Annotated in this window: 16 protein-coding genes; 5 read left to right on the forward strand and 11 right to left on the reverse strand. The window is 70.9% G+C overall.

Annotated elements, in window-relative coordinates; genetic code table 11:
- The first annotated feature begins 225 nt into the window (after positions 1-225).
- Positions 226-1,428, forward strand: a complete 1,203-nt coding sequence (locus tag ACWEV3_RS31050) for a cytochrome P450 (RefSeq protein WP_452617272.1) — start codon at positions 226-228, stop codon at positions 1,426-1,428.
- A 58-nt stretch (positions 1,429-1,486) separates the two neighbouring features.
- On the opposite strand, the gene ACWEV3_RS31055 is transcribed toward ACWEV3_RS31050, so the two are convergent.
- The 3 genes from ACWEV3_RS31055 to ACWEV3_RS31065 form a co-directional block, all read right to left on the reverse strand.
- On the reverse strand, positions 1,487-2,326 hold the full coding sequence (locus tag ACWEV3_RS31055; RefSeq protein WP_452617273.1) for a maleylpyruvate isomerase family mycothiol-dependent enzyme: 840 nt from the start codon (positions 2,324-2,326) through the stop codon (positions 1,487-1,489).
- Between the two features lie 63 nt (positions 2,327-2,389).
- Positions 2,390-4,528, reverse strand: coding sequence for a WD40 repeat domain-containing serine/threonine protein kinase (locus ACWEV3_RS31060; RefSeq protein ID WP_452617274.1), 2,139 nt, complete (start codon positions 4,526-4,528; stop codon positions 2,390-2,392).
- Positions 4,529-4,717: 189 nt separating this feature from the next.
- Positions 4,718-5,347 (reverse strand): DUF305 domain-containing protein, encoded by a 630-nt coding sequence (locus tag ACWEV3_RS31065; protein WP_452617275.1) that lies wholly within the window; start codon positions 5,345-5,347, stop codon positions 4,718-4,720.
- A 143-nt stretch (positions 5,348-5,490) separates the two neighbouring features.
- On the opposite strand from ACWEV3_RS31065, the gene ACWEV3_RS31070 reads away from it, so the two are divergent.
- Entirely contained in the window at positions 5,491-6,936 is a 1,446-nt protein-coding gene (locus ACWEV3_RS31070) for an LVIVD repeat-containing protein (protein ID WP_452617276.1), read from the forward strand.
- Positions 6,937-7,000: 64 nt separating this feature from the next.
- On the opposite strand, the gene ACWEV3_RS31075 is transcribed toward ACWEV3_RS31070, so the two are convergent.
- The 8 genes from ACWEV3_RS31075 to ACWEV3_RS31110 form a co-directional block, all read right to left on the reverse strand.
- Positions 7,001-9,160 carry a putative bifunctional diguanylate cyclase/phosphodiesterase gene (locus ACWEV3_RS31075; protein ID WP_452617277.1) on the reverse strand — a complete coding sequence of 720 codons (2,160 nt, stop codon included), beginning with the start codon at positions 9,158-9,160 and terminating at the stop codon, positions 7,001-7,003.
- Between the two features lie 89 nt (positions 9,161-9,249).
- Complete coding sequence (locus ACWEV3_RS31080) at positions 9,250-10,059, reverse strand: SAM-dependent methyltransferase (protein ID WP_452617278.1); 810 nt, start codon at positions 10,057-10,059, stop codon at positions 9,250-9,252.
- A gap of 146 nt (positions 10,060-10,205) precedes the next feature.
- Positions 10,206-11,108: an oxidoreductase gene (locus ACWEV3_RS31085; protein ID WP_452617279.1), complete on the reverse strand. Its 903-nt coding sequence runs from the start codon at positions 11,106-11,108 to the stop codon at positions 10,206-10,208.
- 46 nt (positions 11,109-11,154) lie between these two features.
- Positions 11,155-11,862 carry a M50 family metallopeptidase gene (locus ACWEV3_RS31090; RefSeq protein WP_452617280.1) on the reverse strand — a complete coding sequence of 236 codons (708 nt, stop codon included), beginning with the start codon at positions 11,860-11,862 and terminating at the stop codon, positions 11,155-11,157.
- A 49-nt stretch (positions 11,863-11,911) separates the two neighbouring features.
- Positions 11,912-12,889, reverse strand: a complete 978-nt coding sequence (locus ACWEV3_RS31095; RefSeq protein ID WP_452617281.1) for a LacI family DNA-binding transcriptional regulator — start codon at positions 12,887-12,889, stop codon at positions 11,912-11,914.
- Positions 12,890-13,084: 195 nt separating this feature from the next.
- The gene (locus ACWEV3_RS31100; protein WP_452617282.1) at positions 13,085-14,398 is read right to left on the reverse strand and encodes a M20 family metallopeptidase; all 1,314 of its coding nucleotides are present in this window, start codon (positions 14,396-14,398) and stop codon (positions 13,085-13,087) included.
- 31 nt (positions 14,399-14,429) lie between these two features.
- Complete coding sequence (locus ACWEV3_RS31105; protein WP_452617283.1) at positions 14,430-15,197, reverse strand: EI24 domain-containing protein; 768 nt, start codon at positions 15,195-15,197, stop codon at positions 14,430-14,432.
- 79 nt (positions 15,198-15,276) lie between these two features.
- Positions 15,277-15,495: a hypothetical protein gene (locus tag ACWEV3_RS31110; protein WP_452617284.1), complete on the reverse strand. Its 219-nt coding sequence runs from the start codon at positions 15,493-15,495 to the stop codon at positions 15,277-15,279.
- 205 nt (positions 15,496-15,700) lie between these two features.
- Between ACWEV3_RS31110 and ACWEV3_RS31115 the strand changes: the two genes are divergently transcribed.
- From ACWEV3_RS31115 to ACWEV3_RS31125, 3 genes are all read left to right on the forward strand, one after another.
- On the forward strand, positions 15,701-16,729 hold the full coding sequence (locus ACWEV3_RS31115) for an iron-siderophore ABC transporter substrate-binding protein (RefSeq protein ID WP_452617285.1): 1,029 nt from the start codon (positions 15,701-15,703) through the stop codon (positions 16,727-16,729).
- Between the two features lie 49 nt (positions 16,730-16,778).
- Positions 16,779-17,273 (forward strand): Lrp/AsnC family transcriptional regulator, encoded by a 495-nt coding sequence (locus tag ACWEV3_RS31120; RefSeq protein ID WP_452617286.1) that lies wholly within the window; start codon positions 16,779-16,781, stop codon positions 17,271-17,273.
- A 200-nt stretch (positions 17,274-17,473) separates the two neighbouring features.
- Positions 17,474-18,865, forward strand: coding sequence for an aspartate aminotransferase family protein (locus ACWEV3_RS31125; RefSeq protein WP_452617287.1), 1,392 nt, complete (start codon positions 17,474-17,476; stop codon positions 18,863-18,865).
- Positions 18,866-18,911 lie beyond the last annotated feature (46 nt).

Genomic DNA, 18,911 nt, shown 5'->3' on the forward strand with positions numbered 1-18,911 from the left:
GGGGACAAGTTCGTCCTTCTGGGGCAACGGTTTTGGCCATTCTAAATTGATCGACGACAGCTCAGCAGCGGGATAACCTGCCGGTGGTGGGTGCCGAACCGAGCGGAACCCACCGAGGTCCCAGAGTTCAGCCACCGGCAAGGTTCCGCCGGAGTGGTTCCTCCCGGACGGCTCCACCACGTCCGCGCGCGACCGGGCCGGTCAGATCCCTCCCCAGGAGGCGTTGTGCGCGCGACCGAGAGCGATCTCCCGGTTTTCCCGTTCACCACCGCGGACGGCAGCAGCGATCACCACGAACGATTGGTCCGGCTGAGCGACGAGCAGCCGATCACCAGGGTCCTGCTGTCCGGTCGGCCGGTCTGGCTCGTCACCCGCTACGCCGAGGTCAACGCCGTGCTGCTCGACACGCGGTTCAGCCTGGCCCGCGCCATCGACCCGGGCATCCCCCGAGTGGGCAACTTCGAGCTGCCGCCGGAGCAGATCCTGGCCACCGACCCACCGGAGCACACCCGGCTGCGCAAGCTGGTCGCGAAGGTGTTCACCTCCCGGCAGATCGAACAGCTCCGGCCGCGCGTGCAGGAAGTGACCGACCGGCTGCTGGACCGGCTCGCCGAGCTGACACCCCCGGTCGACCTGATCGAGCACTTCACCGCCTCGCTGCCCATCGAGATCATCTGCGAGATGCTCGGCGTGCCCCACCAGGACCGGGACGACTTCCAGGACTGGACCGAGCGCATCCTCACTGTGACGGGGCTGCCGCCCGAGGAGGTCCAGGCGGGGTATGCGCGGATGGGCGGCTACATCGCCGGACTCATCGCCGACAAGCGCCGCACCCCCACCGACGACCTGCTCAGCCTGCTCATCGCGGCGCGCGACGAGGACGACCGGCTCACCGAGGACGAACTCGTGACGCTCGGATTCACACTGCTGATCGGCGGGCACGAGACCACCAAGAACCAGCTGGCGAACTCGGTGGCCATGCTGCTCGCCGACCACCCCGACCAGTGGCGCCGGCTGATCGAGCACCCCGAGCTCATGGGGCCCGCGGTGGACGAGCTGCTGCGCTACCTCCCGCTGTTCAGCTACGAGGTGGCTTTCCCCAGGGTCGCCACCGCGACGGTCGAGCTGGGCGGGGTGACCATCGCCGAGGGTGACACCGTGCTCGTCTCGCTGAGCTCGGCGAACCGCGATGCCGCGGTGTTCGACGCTCCCGACGACTTCGATCCCGCCCGCCTGCCCAACCGCCACCTGGCCTTCGGCAACGGCATCCACCGCTGCCTCGGCGCGCAGCTGGCCAGGATCGAGCTGGAGATCGGGCTCGGCGAACTCGCCCGGCGCTTCCCGCGACTGCGCCTGACCGACGCCGAACTGCCCTGGAAGACCGGCGGTCTCGTCCGGGGCCTGCACCAGCTCCGGGTCGAATGGTGAGCCAGCTCGGCCCGGGGTGACCAGGACGTCCTGCACTTCGCAGGTGGAGGGGCAACTTTCAGGCGACTACCGCGAGCAGGGCCGTCGCCGCGTCGATCAGGGCGGGATCACCTTGCGCGGCTACTCGTCGGCGGGCTTCGGTGACGGTGATCCCCCGGGTGGCGAGCCGCCAGAGGTCGTCCGGGCGCATGGTGATCGTCGCTGCTGGTTCACCGGCGGGTTCCGCCTCGTCACCGGCCATTCGCCAGCGGCCCTCGTCGGACATCGCGTGCCAGGTGCCGCCGGACGGACCGGTGACGACGACGCGGACCGCGGTGCCGTGCGGGCGGGCGACTTCGCGCAGCGCGTGGGGCAGTGCGCGCAAGAACGTGTCCAGCACGGGATGCACCAGTTCGGGCCGGTCGGCACCAGGCCGCCCCACCGCGTCCCGGATCTGCTGCTGGTGCACCCAGAACTCGGTGTAGTCGCGAGCGATGTCCAGCCAGGCCGGGCTCGGACCAGGGCCGGCCCAGGACACGTCCAGCGCGGCCGGACCGGTGAGGTCGAAGGTTGCCCAGAGCCGGTCCAGCTCCGGGCCGAGGTGCGCCAGCAGCCCGATCATCAGCTCCGGGCTGCACTGCCGCGCGGCTCGGACGAATTCGTCGTTGGTGCGGGCCAAATAGCCCGGCAGGGTCTCGTCGTTGGCGAAGGTCGCCCCCGCGAAGCCGTCCCGGCTTCCCGAAATCCGCCGCAGGTAGTCGTTCAGGACGTGCCCGACCACGTCGTGCACGTCCCAACCCGGGCACACCGTTTCCCTCGCCCAGTCCTCGGCGCTCAGCGACCGGAGCAGCGCGAGCAGCTCCTGCCGCTCCTGGCCGAACAGGGGGCGAACGTCCAGCACGGGCCCGAAGATCGTCATGCCAGGAATGCTCCCACCACCTGCACGCCGCAGCCATCGAATTTGTCCTGCCCGAAGCCCAGGTCAGCCGGCGGGGACGCGCCACAGCCGCACGACGCCGTCATCGCCCGCGGTTGCCAGGGTGCGGCCGTCCGGGCTGAACGACATCGCGCTGACGCGGTCGATCGACGAGCCGATCTGCTCGTTGCCGGCCACGTTCCACAGCCGCACGGTGCTGTTGTCCTTGATGGCGAGCACGCTTCCGTCCGGGTTGGGCACCTGCCAGGAGCCGTCGGGAATGGTGCTGGGCTGGCGGATCTGGTTGCGGCTGGACAGGTCCCACAACCGCAGCCAGTTGGTCTCGGTGGACGCGCTGTCGGTCTCGTCGTCGGACGTGGTCGCGGTGGCCTTGCCCACGGTCATCAGGACGCGTCCGTCGGGGCCGAACGCGGTGGTGCTGAGGCTCTCGGCCCGGGGCAGGCTGATCGGGTCGCCGATCTGCTGACGGGTGGCCAAGTCCCAGAGGATCACGGCGCTGACGTCGTTCTCGGACCCGGACTCGTCGGACCACTGCACGCTGATCGCGACGGTGCGGCCGTCCGGGCTGAAGGTGATCCCAGGACCGCCGTACCCCTCGTTCCGGACGGTGAGATCGCCGGTCGGCTGGCCGCTGGCCGCGTCCAGCAGCCGCACGAGGTCCACGCCCTCGTTCTCGTTCTCGTTGTCCTCGTAGCCGACGGCCAGGTAGCGGGCATCCGGGCTGAACACCAGCCACTCGGACCACGCGGCCAGCTCGCCGACCCCGACGATCGGGTGCTGGCCGACCTGGGCACCGCTGGCCACGTCCCACTGCCGCACCGAACCGCTGGAGCCGGCGTAGATCGCGGCGATCAGGGTTCGGCCGTCCGGGCTGAACACGAGGTCGTTCAGACCGTCGAGCGGGCCGATGATCTGGCCGACCTGTCGCTGTTCGGCGACATTCCACAGCTGCACGGTGCTGTCCTGGTGGACGGTCGCCAGGGTGCGGCCGTCCGGGCTGAACAACACACGCCGGGCCGGGACGGCAGCGGCCATCGAACCGACCTGGGCAACCTGCGGTGGCGGCGGGGAGACCTGCGGTGGCGGCTGCAGCGCCCAGATCAGGACGCCGACCAGAGCCAGCGCGACGGCGGCGATGCCGAGGCCCAGCAAGCCCCGCCGGGCGCCCCCGCCGGCCGTCGGCTCGGTGCGCGTGGGCGGGGTTTCCTCCGCGGTGGCCTCGCGGGTCGGACCGGTGGCCACCCGGGTGGACACCACCGTCGGCGTGCCGGTGATCTCAGTCGGCACCTGCGACGCGTCGAGGAGCCGGGCGATGTCGGCGTTGCGCTGCGCGATCAACCGGTGCACCCCGGCGGGCCACGGCCGCGCGGACGGCGCGATCTGGCCGATCGATTCCAGCAGCTCGGCCGGGGTCGGCCGCTCGGCGGGGTCCTTGGCCAGGCACGGCTCGGCGATGCGCCGGACCGCGCCGGGAACCCCGGAGAGGTCCGGGTCGACCTGCACGACGTTGTTCAGGGTTTGCAGGGTCGCCGTGTCGGTGAACGGGCTGCCACCCGTGCAGGCCGCGACGACGACCGAGCCGAGGGAGAACACGTCGCTGGCCGAGGTCACCGGCTCGCCCTTGGCCTGCTCGGGGGACATGTACTCGGGCGAGCCGACCAGCCAGCCGGCCCGGGTCAGGTCGCCGGCCCGGTCGCCGTTGACGGCCCGGACGATGCCGAAGTCGATGACCCGGGGACCGTCGTCGGCGAGCAGCACGTTGGACGGTTTCAGGTCCCGGTGCACCAGCCCGGCCCGGTGGATCTGGACCAGCGCGGTGGTCAGCCCGGCGGCCAAGCGCAGCACCGAATCCTCCGGCAGCGCACCGATGGCCGCGGCCGTCTCGTGCAGCGAGGGACCGGGCACGAAAACCGATGCCAGCCACGGCGTGGGCGCGTCCGGGTCGGCATCGATGACCGCGGCGGTGTACGCGCCGGACACCGCGCGAGATGCCTCCACCTCGCGGCGGAACCGCTCCCGGAACCCGTCGTCCTCGGCGAACTGCTCGTGCACCAGCTTCAGCGCGACCAGCCTGCCATCGGGGCCACTTCCCAGCAGCACCCGCCCCATCCCGCCCCGGCCCAGCTCCGCGAGCACCCGGTACTGCCCGACCTCGCGCGGGCCCGACAGACCTAACGGCCGCACGACGACCCCGTTCCAGTCCGTGCCGAAATGGCGGCCGGAACACCGCCGGACATCGCATCGCCTGCCATGATCCCCTCTCCAGGACCGCGCGGATCCAGATCATGGATCTTCCCAGGAAGGGCCCCTGCGCGGAAGCGGAACGGCGCATCGCGCGACCCCGTCCGCCCAATTAGGACAGGACGGGACGGCTCAGCCCACTTCGGCCTGCAGGGCTCGCATGGTGTTGATCTCGTCCTGCTGGGTCACCAGGACGTCCTGGGCCATCGCGTGGACCTGCTCGTCCAGGCCGCCTGCCATGACGTCGGTGGCCATCGTCAGGGCGCCTTCGTGGTGGGCGATCATCAGCCGCAGGAACAGCCGGTCGAAGTCCGCACCCTTGGAGTTCCCGAGCTGCGCCAGCTGTTCCGGGGTCGCCATGCCCGGCATGCTCGCGTGATCGTGCCCGCCGCCGTGGCCGCCGTGTCCACTGTGGCCGGTCTGCTCGTCGAGGCCGCGGGTGGCCAGCCAGCCCTGCATCGCGCCGATCTCCGGGCCCTGCGCGCCGCCGATGCGCTCCGACAGCGCGCGAACCTTGGGATTCTGCACGCGTTCCGGGGCCAGCGACGTCATCTCCACCGCCTGCTGGTGGTGCGCGATCATCATGCGCACGTAGTCCGCCTCGACCTCGACCGGCGTGCTCCGCTCCGGCGCCGCGCTCGCCACCACCTGCGGCTGGTCGCCCGGCGCACCCGGCAGTACCACCGGCGGCGACGCCTGCTCCGTCGCGCAACCGGCCAACGCGCCCACCGCCAGAAGCAACGCGGCTGTTAACCGGCGCATCGATTCCTCCTCGTGTTGCAGGCAATTGCGGCCAATTGGCCGATGGGGACACGATCCGGACATCACAATACTGATCTCCAGCGGTACTCGGTACCGCCCATTTCGACTGCCCGGACCCAGGGCAGCGACGAGCATGGGAGTGGATGGTCTTGAAACCGAGCCCCAGGGGAAGGTTGCGCGTGCTGGGCGCCGCGCTCGGAGTGTTGACTCTCGGCTTAGCGCTCGCCCCGGCATCCGCGGCGACGCCCCCGAACAACGGCCCCGAGGAACTCTCCGCGCAGACCGTCGCCGCGCCGGCCGGCGACGTCAGCAAGAGCGAGAACATCGAGCACGTCACGAACCTGCCGAAGCAGGCGCCGTTCAACACGCTCGAAGCCTTCGGCACCGACATCGCCTTCAAGCAGGACTACGCGTACGTCGGCAACTACGACGGATTCGTCGTCTACGACATCAAGAACCCGAAGAAGCCGCAGATCGTCACGCAGGTGCTCTGCCCCGGCGGCCAGGGCGACGTTTCCGTCTCCGGCAACCTGCTGTTCGTCTCCACCGACTACCCGCGCACGAACAACACGTGCACCAGCGAGAAGACCGACGCCAAGGACCCCAACGGCTGGGAGGGCATGAAGGTCTTCGACATCAGCGACCCGGCCAAGCCGCGCTACGTGTCGGCGATCGCCACCGACTGCGGCTCGCACACCCACACCCTGGTGCCGGACAAGGCCGGCGAGGCGGTGTACCTGTACATCTCGTCGTACGGCCCGCGGGCGGAATTCCCGAAGTGCCAGCCGCCGCACGACAAGATCTCCATCATCAAGGTGCCGCTGGACAACCCGGCGGAACCGGTGATCGTGGACGCGCCCGTGCTGTTCCCGGACGGCGGCAACCCGGGCACGCCGGACACCAGCGCGACCACCGGTTGCCACGACATCACGGCGTTCCCGGAGAAGGACCTCGCCGCCGGCGCCTGCATGGGTGACGGCGTGCTGCTGGACATCTCCGACCGGGAGCAGCCGCGGGTGATCAACCAGGTCCGCGACGAAGAGAACTTCGCGTTCTGGCACTCGGCGACGTTCAACAACGAGGGCACCAAGGTCGTCTTCACCGACGAGCTCGGCGGCGGCGGCGCGGCCACCTGCAACGAGGCGACCGGCCCGACCCGCGGCGCCAACGGCGTCTACGACATCGTCGGCTCCGGCGCGGACTCGAAGCTGGAGTTCCGCAACTACTTCAAGATCCCGCGGCACCAGGCCGACACCGAGAACTGCGTGGCGCACAACGGTTCGCTGATCCCGGTCGACGGCCGCGACATCATGGTGCAGGCCTGGTACCAGGGCGGCGTGTCGGTCTGGGACTTCACCGACTCCACCAAGCCGGAGGAGATCGGCTTCTTCGACCGCAGCGCGTTCGACCCGTCGAAGCTGCAGACGGCGGGTTCCTGGTCGGCGTACTACTACAACGGCTACATCTACTCCAGCGGCATCCAGGAAGGCCTGGACGTGCTGGACATCAAGGACAAGCGGACGGACCCGGCGAAGAAGGTCCGCTTCGAGGAGTTCAACCCGCAAACCCAGCCGGTGTACCAGAACTGAGCCGGTGGCGACGTGACGCGGCCCCCGCCGGAACCTCCGGCGGGGGCCGTGCCGCGTTCCCGGGCTAGTCCTTCGCGCCGAGGAAGTCGGGGACGTCGAAGGCGAACAGCGGTTCTCCGAAGTGGGCTCCCGCGGCGACCTCGCAGCCCATCTCGCGCCAGGTGGCCGCCTGCTCCGCCGTGTCGATCCCGCCCACCCACAGGCGGGCTCCGCAGGCGTCGACCAGCGGCACCAGGGCCCGGAGCGCCTGCACCTCCGGCACGTCCGCGGACTCCGCCGCGTGCACCAGGTCGACGAGGTCGTCGCACAGGCGCACCGAGTCGACCGGGAGGTCGCGCAGCAGGCGCAGTTCGTCCGCGGAGCCGCGGAAGCTGTGCAGCGAGGTCTTGATGCCGCGGCTGTTGAGGTAGCGGACGTTGTCCCGGGCTTCCTCGTGGTCGCCGCTGATCGCAGCCATCGGCATGCACAGCCGCATCCAGGTCGCGTCGATGTCGCAGGAGGCCAGCACCCGGTGGATCACCGCCGCCAGGTCCGGGTCCTGACCCTGGTTCGGGCTCAGCGACAGCTGCAGCTGCACCGGGTACCCGGCCGCGTGCCACTCGCACAGCTGCCGCCACGCGGTTTCCAGCATCCAGTCCCGCAGCGACAGGGTGACCCCGGAGCGCTCCGCGAGGCGCTGGCACTCGAAGTGCTCCAGGGTGCCGTATTCGCTCGTCTCCCAGCGGAGTTCGGCCTCCAGCGCGACCAGCGCACCGTCGTCCATGCGGGCCAGCGGCCGGTAGAGGACCTCGAATTCGCCGAGCTCCAGCCCGCCGGGCATCACCGCAGCGAGCTTCGACTCGATCCGCTCCTCCGGCGCCGTGTCCGGGTCGAACAGCGCCCACTGCCGCTTCCCCGCGGCCGCCGCGCGGCGCAACGCGACGTCCGCCGCCCACAGCATGCTCGCCGCGTCCGCGTCGGCCGCCATCCGCTCCACCACGCCGATCCCGGCCGACGCCGCGATGCCCTGGTCGTCGCCGACGTAGACCGGCTCCGCGAGCAGATCGTTGATCTGCTGGGTCAACGTTGTCACCGGCGGTGTCTTCTCCTGCTGCCAGAGCAGGATCGCGAACTCGGTGCCGCCGAACCGCGCGACGATCGCCTCCTCGTTCTCGACCAGCTGCTCCAGCCGCCGGGCCACGGCCTTGATCACCCGGTCGCCGACCTCGTAGCCGAGGCCGTCGTTGATCAGCTCGAAGCCGTCCAGGCCCAGGTGGTAGAGCGCGATCCGGGCGTCGCCCGGCAGGTTCGCCAGCGCCGTCTCCAGGCGGGTGTGGAAGAACTGCCGGTTCGGCAGCCCGGTCAGCGCGTCGTGCAGGGCCTGGTACTGGAAGCGGTCCTGCAGCAGGTGCAGCTCGGTGATGTCCTCGACCATCGTGACGAAGTGCCGCGGCGCGCCGTCGGAGCCCCGCAGCACCGACACCGCCAGGTAGACCCACGCCTCCTCGCCGGTGGCGTGCTGCAGGCGCTTGCGGTCGCCGAGCCGCTTCGAGCTGCCGCCCTCGGCGAGCTCGCGGTAGGCAGCCGCCAGGTATTCGGCGTCGTCGGGGTGGAACAGGTCGTGGATCGTCATCGCCGCCAGGTCGTGCGCCTGGTAGCCGAGGGTGTTCTCGAACGCCGGGTTCACCTGCACGAACTTGCCCTCCAGGTCGCAGATCGCGACCCCGATGGGCGTCGTCGTGAACACCTCGCCGAATCGAGCCTCGCTGGCCGCGAGCTCCCGGTCGGCCTTCAGCTTCGAGCGCAGCAGCGCCTTCTTCAGCGTCTCCTGCTGGACGAAGGTGCTCTCCCGGTCGGCGGCGGCGTAGCCGGCCGCGACCGCGGTGACCAGCCCGAGGATCCGGCGCACCGCGTCGTTCCCGGGCAGCTGGACCAGCTCGTCGCGCAGCAGGTTCAGGCTCAGCGGCAGGCTGTCCTCCCCTGTGGCGTGCATCTCGACCAGCCTGCTGCCGACGGTGCGCCCCACCTCGTCCACCGCGGACGGATCGTCCAGGGCGCCGACGACGCGGTCGACGAGTTCCTGCAGCGTCTCCTCGACGGTCTCGCGGGCCAGCGGGATGTAGGACGCCGTGCTGAGCTCCGCCGCCCAGCGGCGCGCCACCTCCGCCCGCCAGCCGGCGTCGTACCTCTTCGGGTCCAGCACGTCCGGCATCCCGCTCGGGGCGTCCGGAGTTCCGTCGCTCATCTCACCCGTCCGTCAACGTTCGGCGAATCGCCCTGGTCGCACACCTTCCTAGCATCATCGGAAATCAGCGCCACGCCCCCCGTGACCCGTCATAGCTTGCGTCCCACCCCCGCGTAGATCTGCGCGCCGCCTGGCTCGTCGGCGGCCCGTTCGGGCCGGTCCGGCCGCCACATCGCGGTGCCGACGACACCCGGCTCCACCAGGTCGAATCCGGTGAACAGCTCGGTGATCTCCGCGTGCGTGCGGGTGTGGATCGGGTCCGAGCTGCGCCGCATGACTTCCACCACACCGGCCATCTCGTCCGGGCTGATGTCGGCGGTGAAGTGCGACAGCGCCAGGTAGCTGCCGGTCGCCAGCGCGTCCCGGTAGCGGGCGATGATCGCCGGGGCGTCCAGCTCGTGCGACACGAAGTGGAACACCCCGGCCATGATCAGGCCGATGGGCTCGTCGAAGTCGAGCAGCCGCCGGGTCTCCGGGTGCTCCAGGATCACGCCCGGCTCGACCAGGTCGGCCTGGATGATGGTGGCGTTGTCGTTGTCCTCCAGCAGCAGCTGGCTGTGCGCGACGGCGACCGACTCGTAGTCCACGTACACGACGCGCGCGTGCGGGTCGGCGGCCTGGGCGATCTCGTGCACGTTGCCCACGGTCGGGATGCCGGAGCCGACGTCGAGGAACTGCCGCACGCCCTGCTGCGCCATGTGGACCACGGCGCGCCGCAGGAAGGCCCGGTTGAGCCGCGCCACGTCGCGCGCGCTGGGCAGTGCGGACAGGAACTTCTCGGCCAGCACCCGGTCGGCGGCGAAGTTGTGCGCGCCGCCCAGCAAGTAGTCGTAGAGCCGCGCCGCGCTCGGGATCTCCTCGTCGACATCCTGGGGTACCCACGTCGCCTGTTCGGTCACGGTTCGCCTCACTTCTCGCGCCGTTGCGTGTCGGCCAGACTACTGGGTGACACCAAACAGCCTGACGGGCGTGACCATGCCGCGACCATCCGTATCGATCGAGACCGGCTTCAGGTGCCGGATCGCGCAGGCAGTCGCGGTGAGCGTCAGTGCGCCTCTTCCAGGGTTTCCCCGTCTGCGACCAGGGCGTCCAGCTCGGCGACGTCCTCGGCGGTGAGCGCCACGCCGGCGGCCGCGGTGTTCTCCTCGAGGTGGCCGATGGAGGAGGTGCCCGGGATCAGCAGGATGTTCGGCGAGCGCTGCAGCAGCCAGGCCAGGGACACCTGGGCCTGGGTCGCGCCGCGGCGCTCGGCGACCGCGCGCAGCACGTCGTCCTGGCGAGCGCGGCTGTCGGCGAAACCGGAGCCCAACGGGAAGAACGGGACGAACGCGGCACCGGCCGCCGCGGTCTGCTCGACCAGGTCGGCCGAGGTCCGGTTCACCACGTTGTAGAGGTTCTGCACGGACGCGATCTCGGTGTGCCGCCGCGCCTCCTCGAACTGCGCGGCGGACACATTGGACAGTCCGATGGCGCGCAGCAGGCCCTGCTCGCGGAGCTCGGCCAGCGCGCCGAGCTGGTCGGCCAGCGCGATGCCCCGGTCGACGGTGTGCCGCAGGTAGACCAGGTCCAGGGTCTCCAGCCGCAGGCGGCGCAGGTTGTCGTGCACCTGCGCGCGCAGCGCGTCGGGGTGGTTCAGCGGCAGCCACGCCGCCTCGTGGTCGCGGTAGGCGCCGATCTTGGTGGCCAGCACGAGCCCGTCGCGGTAGGGCCACAGCGCCTCCGCGATCAGCTCGTTGACCACCCACGGCCCGTAGAAGTCGCTGGTGTCGATGTGGTCGATGCCCAGCTCCACGGCGCGGCGCAGCACCCGGATCGCCTGCTCGCGATCGGCGGGCGGGCCGAACACGCCGGGCCCGGCCAGCTGCATCGCGCCGAAACCGAGCCGGCTCACGGTCAACTCCGCGGTCAGCGGGAACTTTCCACCCAGGGCGGTCGAAGCACTCGTCACGCCGCGATGCTGCTAGAAAACCCCAGCCTCGGCAACAAGCCGTTGCTCACACCTGCGGCATCAGGAGCAGCCAGGTCCCACCGATCACCAACGCGACGAGCCCGGCGAGGAACCAGGTCGCCAGCCAGATCCCGGCGGGCAGCCCGGTGAGCCGGGCGAGCTGGTCGGCGTCGGAGTTCGGGGCGCGGCCGCCGGAGCGCTTGCGGCGCAGCTCGGCGATCGGCCGCAGGCCGCCGAAGAGCAGGAACCAGCTGAACAGCGCGCAGCACAGCGCCTGCCAGGCCGGCGTCGCGAACCAGGACACCGCGAAGATCACGCCGCCGGTGAGCACGATCGACAGCACGCCGTAGGCGTTGCGGATGGCCAGCAGCATCGCGGCGAGCAGCGCGATGCACGCCCACAGCATCACGTGCGCGAGGTCGACGGTGACCAGCCACGCGCCGCCGAGCCCGAGCAGCGACACCGCCGGGTATCCGGCCAGCAGCGTGAACACCATGCCCGGCCCGGTCGGCTTGCCGGTCGACACGGTCAGCCCCGAGGTGTCGGAGTGCAGCCGGATGCCGTTCAGCTTGCGCCCGCTGAGCAGCGCGACCACCGCGTGCCCGCCCTCGTGGGCGATCGTCACCACGTTGCGCAGCAGCAGCCAGGTGTTGCGGCTGAGCACCAGGAGCAGCGAGAGCACGCCCGCGACCAGCGCGGCGACGTTGCCCGAATCCAGCAGTTGCGCGGACCATTCCCGCACTAAATCGTCCACAGTAGACACCCAAGGTCGGCGACAGACCGCGGCCCAGCGTAGCCGTCGCTCAGCCGGAGGCGCGGACGACCAGCTCCGGGGCGATGGCGACGCTGCGGGACGCGCCCTCGTCGCCGGCCAGGTGCGCCGCCAGCATCCGGACCGCCTCCGCCGCGATCTGCTCCTGCGGCTGCCGCACCGTGGTCAGCGCGGGCTGGGCGAGTTCGGCGTACGGGATGTCGTCGAAGCCGCTGACCCGGACGTCCTCGGGCACCCGGACGCCCCGCCGCGCAAGCTCGCTCAGCACGCCCAGGGCGATCGTGTCGTTGCCGCACACGATGCCGTCCGGCAGCGGCCCCTGCGCCAGCAGGCGCTCCCCGGCCTGCTGGCCCCATTCCTTGCTGAAGTCGCCGAGCAGCACGTCGGCGCCGTCGCCCGCGGCGCGCCGGAAACCGTCCAGCCGGGCCTGCGCCGACGAATCGGTGGGCTGCGATCCGACGAACACCAGGCGCTTCGCGCCGAGCCCCAGCAGGTGGCGCACGACCTGGCTCATCCCGGCCTCGTTGTCGACGCCGACCCAGCTGCCCGCGAAGCCGTCCACCCGCAGGTCGAGCTGGATGACGGGAACCCGCCCGGCGGCCGCCGCCAGCACCGCGCCGCTGCGTTCGCGGTGGCACGGGATCATGATCAGCGCGTCGACCCGGCGATCCAGCAGCGCGCGGACCTGGCGCTGTTCGGTTTCCGGCTCGTAGTGCGAGTTCGCGAGCAGCAGGCTGCGCTGCCCGTCCTGCAGCTGCTTCTCCACGGATTCGACGAGCGTGGCGAAGAAGGGGTTGCCGATGCGAGGCACGACCATGCCTATGGTGTGCGTGGTGCGGCTGCGCAGGGATGCGGCGACGACGTTCGGCTCGTAGTCGAGCTCGCGGGCCGCCGCGAGCACCTTCTCCCGGTTCTCCGCCCGCACGCCGCGCTGCCCGGACAGGGCTCGCGACGCGGTCGCGACCGATACACCCGCCCGCGCCGCCACGTCGTGGATCGTGACGCCCACGCCACCTCCTCGGTCTCGTGCCGCCTGGAGCGTAATCGATTTCGCGCTGTTCTCTCCACAGAACCGGGGATTCCCGAACTCGATTTCGCCGATCCGCGGAAACCGATTCCACAGCTCGGATGCCGTTGCCGACCAGCGGCCCGGACCGGGGCGGCGAATACCGGCTGGACGCGTTCCGCGCAGGCCGCTGCCCGGTCAGTCGAAGTAGGTGGCGACGTCCAAGGCGCCTCCCGCGGCCTCGAACTCGGCCCGGGCCGCCCGCCGGAGCTCGGCGTCGGCCAGGTAGTCCACTGTGGTCAGAGCCAGGCCGATCGCGCCGTCGAGGACCGCCCGGTCGCCCGCCGGGGTCGCCGCCGCGGCGGCGAATTCCTCGGTGTGCAGGGCGAGGTTCGGGTCGCCCAGGCCGATCATCGGGTGGATCGCCGGGAGCCGGTAGCTGATGTTGCCGAGATCCGTCGAGCCGGTGAGGTACTCCGGGACGACGCCGCGCGGCAGGGACGTCCGGCCGCGCCGGGCCTGGTGCTGCGCCCAGCGGGCCGCCAGCGCGTCGTTGTGCCGGATGGGCAGGTAAGCGGGGTTGTTGTCCCAGTTCAGCTCGACGCCGCAGCCCGTCATCGAGGCCGCGCCGTGCGCGATCGCCTCGATCCGGGCGGCGAGGTCCTGCAACGAGCCCGGCTCGGCGGACCGGACGTAGAACACCGCCGCGGCGCGGTCGGGCACGACGTTGGGCCGCTTGCCGCCGTCGGTGATGATCCCGTGCACCCGGTCCGTCGACGGCATGTGCTGCCGCATCGCCGCGACGCCCTGGTACGTCGCCACGACCGCGTCGAGCGCGTTGCGGCCCATGAACGGCTGCGCGGCGGCGTGCGCGGCGACGCCGTGGAACACCACCTCCAGCTGGCGTCGCCCGAGGAACGGGTGCGCGGCGATGTCGTGGGAGAACGGGTGCAGCATCACGACCGCGTCGACGTCGTCGAAAAGCCCTGCCCTGGCCAGGTGTTCCTTGCCGCCGCCGCCCTCCTCGGCCGGCGTGCCGACCAGGCTCACCCGGCCGCCGGTCGCCGACACCGCGGTGGCGGCGGCGAGGAACCCGCCGACGGCCGCCGAGCAGATGATGTTGTGGCCGCAGCCGTGCCCGATGCCCGGCAGCGCGTCGTACTCCGCCAGCACCGCGACGTGCGGGCCGTCGCCGCCGGCCTCGACGCGCAGCGCGGTGTCCAGCCCGCCGACACCCACCTCGGCGTCGTGCCCGTGGCGCCGCAGCAGCTCGGCGGCCTGGGCGACGGACCGGTGCTCGGCGAACGCCTCCTCCGGGTGCGCGTGCAGGTCCCGGCTCAGCGCAACGAGATCCTCGGCGTTGTCGTCCACCCACCGCTCGACGTCGGCGCGCAACGTCTCGTCGGCCCCCGCGAACTCGGAGCGGATCGGCTCGGCGGCGGCCACGGCCCGCTCGGTAGCAGCGGAAACGGCGCGGAGGTACGAGTCATCGGGCTGCGTAGGCTGTGTCACACCCAGACTCTAAAACCTGTGGACGACCGGATCACCGCCGCGCGGCGCCGTCCTGCCGGGGAACCGGTCCGAGCACCCGGTGCGCCAGGAGCGTGCCGCCGACGACGGCCGACGGGATCACCACGAGCTGCGCGACCGGGATCAGGCACAGCAGGTAGGTCGGCAGCCCGAAGCCGAAGACCACCGCCCGGTACTGCCGCAGGGCCCGGCGCCGGTCGCGGAAGGTCAGGCCGCGCCGCTGGAACACCAGGCCGACCATCTCCAGGGTGACCAGCCACGCGCCGAAGAACGCGCCCAGCACCAGCGCCGCGATCTGCCCGACCACCGGGATGAACCCGATGCCGAACAGCACGATCGCACCGATCAGTGCCACGCCCACCAGCTTCAGCGAATCCCGCACGCCACGGCCGAGTTGCCGCGCGAAACCGGCGCCGTCGTCGGAGGCGTCCAGCCCGAGCTGCTGCTCCGCCTGCTCGGCGATGTGCTCGTAGAACGGTCCGCCGATGAGCAGCGTGACGGCGATGAACGACACCGATGCCAGCAGCCCGGCGGCGCCGACCAGCGCCACGCCGATCAGGACGCGCAGCGCCTGGCGGGCGGCATCGCCCCAGCTGTCGGCGAACGGCGTCATCCAGGTGACCAGGTCGGGGCTGAAGTAGATCAGCGTGCCGAGGCCGCCCAGCAGCAGCAGGGCGCTGATCAGCGCCGGCAGCGCGCCGAGGAACAGCAGCTTCGGATTGCGCAGGATGATGCCGAAACCGGTGCCGAGCGTGCGGACACCGGAGAGGAACGAACTCATCAGGATTGGTCTCCCGTACGGTGGCGATCAACGCCCACCGTATCGGCCGGGGCCCGGCGGCCGGACGGGAAACGGCGGATCAGCGCGCCACGCGGTGCCGGTTGCGCCGCGGGTGCGGCACCGACCGGGGCCGCCGGCCGTCGGCCGGCCCGGGATGGCGGCGGTCCTCCTGGTGGTTCGCGTGCAGCTCCACCAGCAGGACGTCGGGATTCTCCCCGGCGTGGCTGCGCCAGAGCATCCTCAGCAGCTCGTCCTCGGCGAGCACCCAGCGACGGCCGAAAACATCATCGTCACGCATGGCGGCTCCAGCATCCCCGCGGCTGTTCACGCATGGTGCACGTGCGATCTCTCCCCGTACACCATACCCCGCGAACGACCTTCGGTGATCCGTCTCACCGGGCCGCGGTCCACGGTTGCCCGACCGCAAGAGGTCAACTTAGGTTAGCCTTTCTTTCCAGAACTTCGGGCGGTCGGCCCGAACCGGACGACGAAGGACTTCGGTGATGACGCCTCCCCCAGCAGCTGGTGCCCGGTTCGGCCGTCGGGGCTTCCTGATCGGCACGACCGGCGTGCTCGCCGCCGGACTGGCCGCCGGGCTGACGGCCTGCGGCGGCTCCGGCGGACCGGACGGGACCGGCAACGCCCAGGCCGGGCCCGGATTCCCGGCGAACATCCCCAACCGGTACGGCGCGGCGGAGATCAAGGCCGCGCCGCAGCGCGTCGTCACCCTGGGCATCACCGACCACGACGTGCTGCTGCCGCTGGGCGTGATCCCGGCCGGGCTGACCAAGTGGGGCCCGTGGGACAGCGGCGTCGGCCCGTGGGCGGAGCCGTTCCTGGGCGGCCAGCGCCCCAAGGTGTTCGGCAGCGAGGTCGACGTGGAGGGCGTCATCGCGCTCGCCCCGGACGTCATGATCGCGCTGCAGAGCGCCCTGACGCAGGAGCAGTACAACCGGCTCAGCACCTTCAACCCGGTGGTGGCGCAGCCGCCGAACTCCATCGACTACGGGGTGAACTGGCGGGTGCAGGCGGAGACGATCGGCCAGGCGCTGGGCAAGCAGGCCGAGGTCGCCAAGCTGCTCGCCGACACCCAGGAGCGCATCGACCAGACCCGCCGGGCGAACCCGCTGTTCGAGGGCAAGACCCACGTGACGGTCCGCACCGACTCGGCGGGCACCTACGCCGCCTACACCAAGCAGGACGCCCGCACCGCGCTGCTGGAGCAGCTCGGGCTGCGGTTGTCGCCGGCCATCGAGAACCTCGACAGCGGCGGCAAGTTCAACGTCAAGGTCAGCAAGGAGCAGGTGGGGCTGCTGGATGCGGACGTCGTGATCGTGACGACCGCCAAGGCCGCCGACGTGGACGCGGTCCGCAAGGACCCGCTGCTGAACAACCTGCCTGCGGCCAAGCGCGGATCCCTGGTGCTGCTGGACGACTACGACCTGACCATGGCGCTGGGTTCGGCCACCGTCTCCAGCATCCCGTTCGCCCTGGAGCGGCTGGCGCCGAAGCTGGTCGACGCGCTGAGCTGACGGACCCCGGGTTTGCACCCGGCCCGCGCGACGGCAACGATACGTCGCTGTGACACGCAAGCCCCACGAGCAGGACTCGCCGGACGCGAAATCGCCCGCCCACGTGGACGAGTTGTCCAAGCGGATCATCGAACAGCTGCAGCAGGACGGCCGGCGGTCCTACGCCGCGATCGGCAAGGCCGTCGGCCTGTCCGAGGCAGCGGTGCGCCAGCGCGTCCAGCGGCTGCTGGACTCGGGGATGGTGCAGATCGTCGCGGTCACCGATCCGCTGCAGCTCGGCTTCCTGCGGCAGGCGATGATCGGCGTGACCGTGTCCGGCGACGTGCAGGAGGTCGCGGACCGGCTCGCGGAGCTGCCGGAGATCGAGTACGTCGTGATCACGGCGGGCTCGTTCGACCTGCTCGTCGAGGTGGTGTGCCGGGACGACGAGCAGCTGCTGGACGTGATCAACCGCCGCATCCGAAGCCTGGAGGCCGTCACCGGCACCGAGACGTTCGTCTACCTCAAGCTCCGCAAGCAGACCTACGCCTGGGGCACCCGGTAGGGCCTCACCCCAGGCCGCTCATCACGCGCTCGATGCGGGTGCAGTCCGCCTTGCCGCCGAGCTCCAGGTGCACGCGCTTGAGGTCCAGCAGGCGCTTGACCACGAGATCAATTGTCGTAGATGACATTTGCGACGCTTTTCGTTGTTCATGACGGTCAGTACAATGGATTCCGCATACATCGAATAGCGTGAGGTTGATCATGAGCGCGACGGACAAGCCCGCCGCAACCGGCGCCCGCACCTTCGGCGACCGGGCCCGCGACCACCTGTGGCTGCACTTCGCCGACCACAGCGGCTACGCCGACACCGAGATCCCGGTGATCGTGCGCGGCGACGGCCCCTACGTCTACGACGAGCACGGCAAGCGCTACTTCGACGGCCTGGCCGGCCTGTTCGCGGTCCAGGTCGGGCACGGCCGCGACGAACTGGCCGAGGCCGCGGCGCGGCAGACCAAGCAGCTCGCGTACTTCCCGCTGTGGTCGCACGCGCACCCCAGCGCGGTGGAGCTCGCCGAGCGGATCGCCGCCCAGGCCCCCGGCGACCTCGACCGGGTGTTCTTCACCGGCGGCGGCGGCGAAGCCGTGGAGAGCGCCTGGAAGCTCGCCAAGCAGTACTTCAAGAAGACCGGAAAACCCAACAAGCACAAGGTGATCAGCCGCTCGCTGGCCTACCACGGCACCTCGCAGGGCGCGCTGTCCATCACCGGCATCCCGGGCGCCAAGCAGGACTTCGAGCCGCTGGTGCCCAGCGCGATCAAGGTGCCCAACACCAACTTCTACCGCGCGCCGGTGCACGCCGACGACTACGAGGCGTTCGGCGCCTGGGCGGCCGACGAGATCGCCCGCGCGATCGAGCGGGAAGGCCCGGAGACCGTCGCCGCGGTGTTCCTGGAGCCGCTGCAGAACACCGGCGGCTGCTTCCCGCCGCCGCCCGGCTACTGGCAGCGGGTGCGGGAGATCTGCACCGAGCACGACGTGCTGCTGGTCTCCGACGAGGTGATCTGCGCCTTCGGCCGGCTCGGGCACGACTTCGGCGCCAACCGCTACGGGTACCAGCCGGACATCATCACCGTCGCCAAGGGCCTGACCTCCGGGTACGCGCCGCTGGGCGCGATGATCGCCGACGAGCGGCTGATGGAGCCGTTCCTGGTCGACGGCAGCAGCTTCACGCACGGCTCGACCTACGGCGGGCACCCGGTGGCCTGCGCGGTCGCCATGGCCAACCTGGACCTCATCGAGTCGGAGGACCTCTACGGCCGGGTCCGGGCCAACGAGGCGAACTTCCGCGCCACCCTGGAGAAGCTGCTGGACCTGCCGATCGTCGGCGACGTCCGCGGGGCGGGGTACTTCTACGGCATCGAGCTGGTCAAGGACAAGGCGACCAAGGAGACCTTCACCGCGGAAGACGCGGAACGCGTCCTGCGCGGCTACGTCTCCCCCGCCCTGTTCGAGGCCGGCCTGTACTGCCGCGCGGACGACCGGGCGGAGCCGGTGATCCAGCTGGCCCCGCCGCTGATCTCCACCCAGGAGCACTTCGACGAGGTGGAGCAGATCCTCCGCGCGGTCCTCACCGAAGCCCAGGCCAAGCTCTGACCACCCGACACGCCGAAGCCTGTGGACAACTCAGGGTGGCTGTGGA

Source organism: Saccharopolyspora sp. NPDC003752 (genome assembly GCF_053605825.1).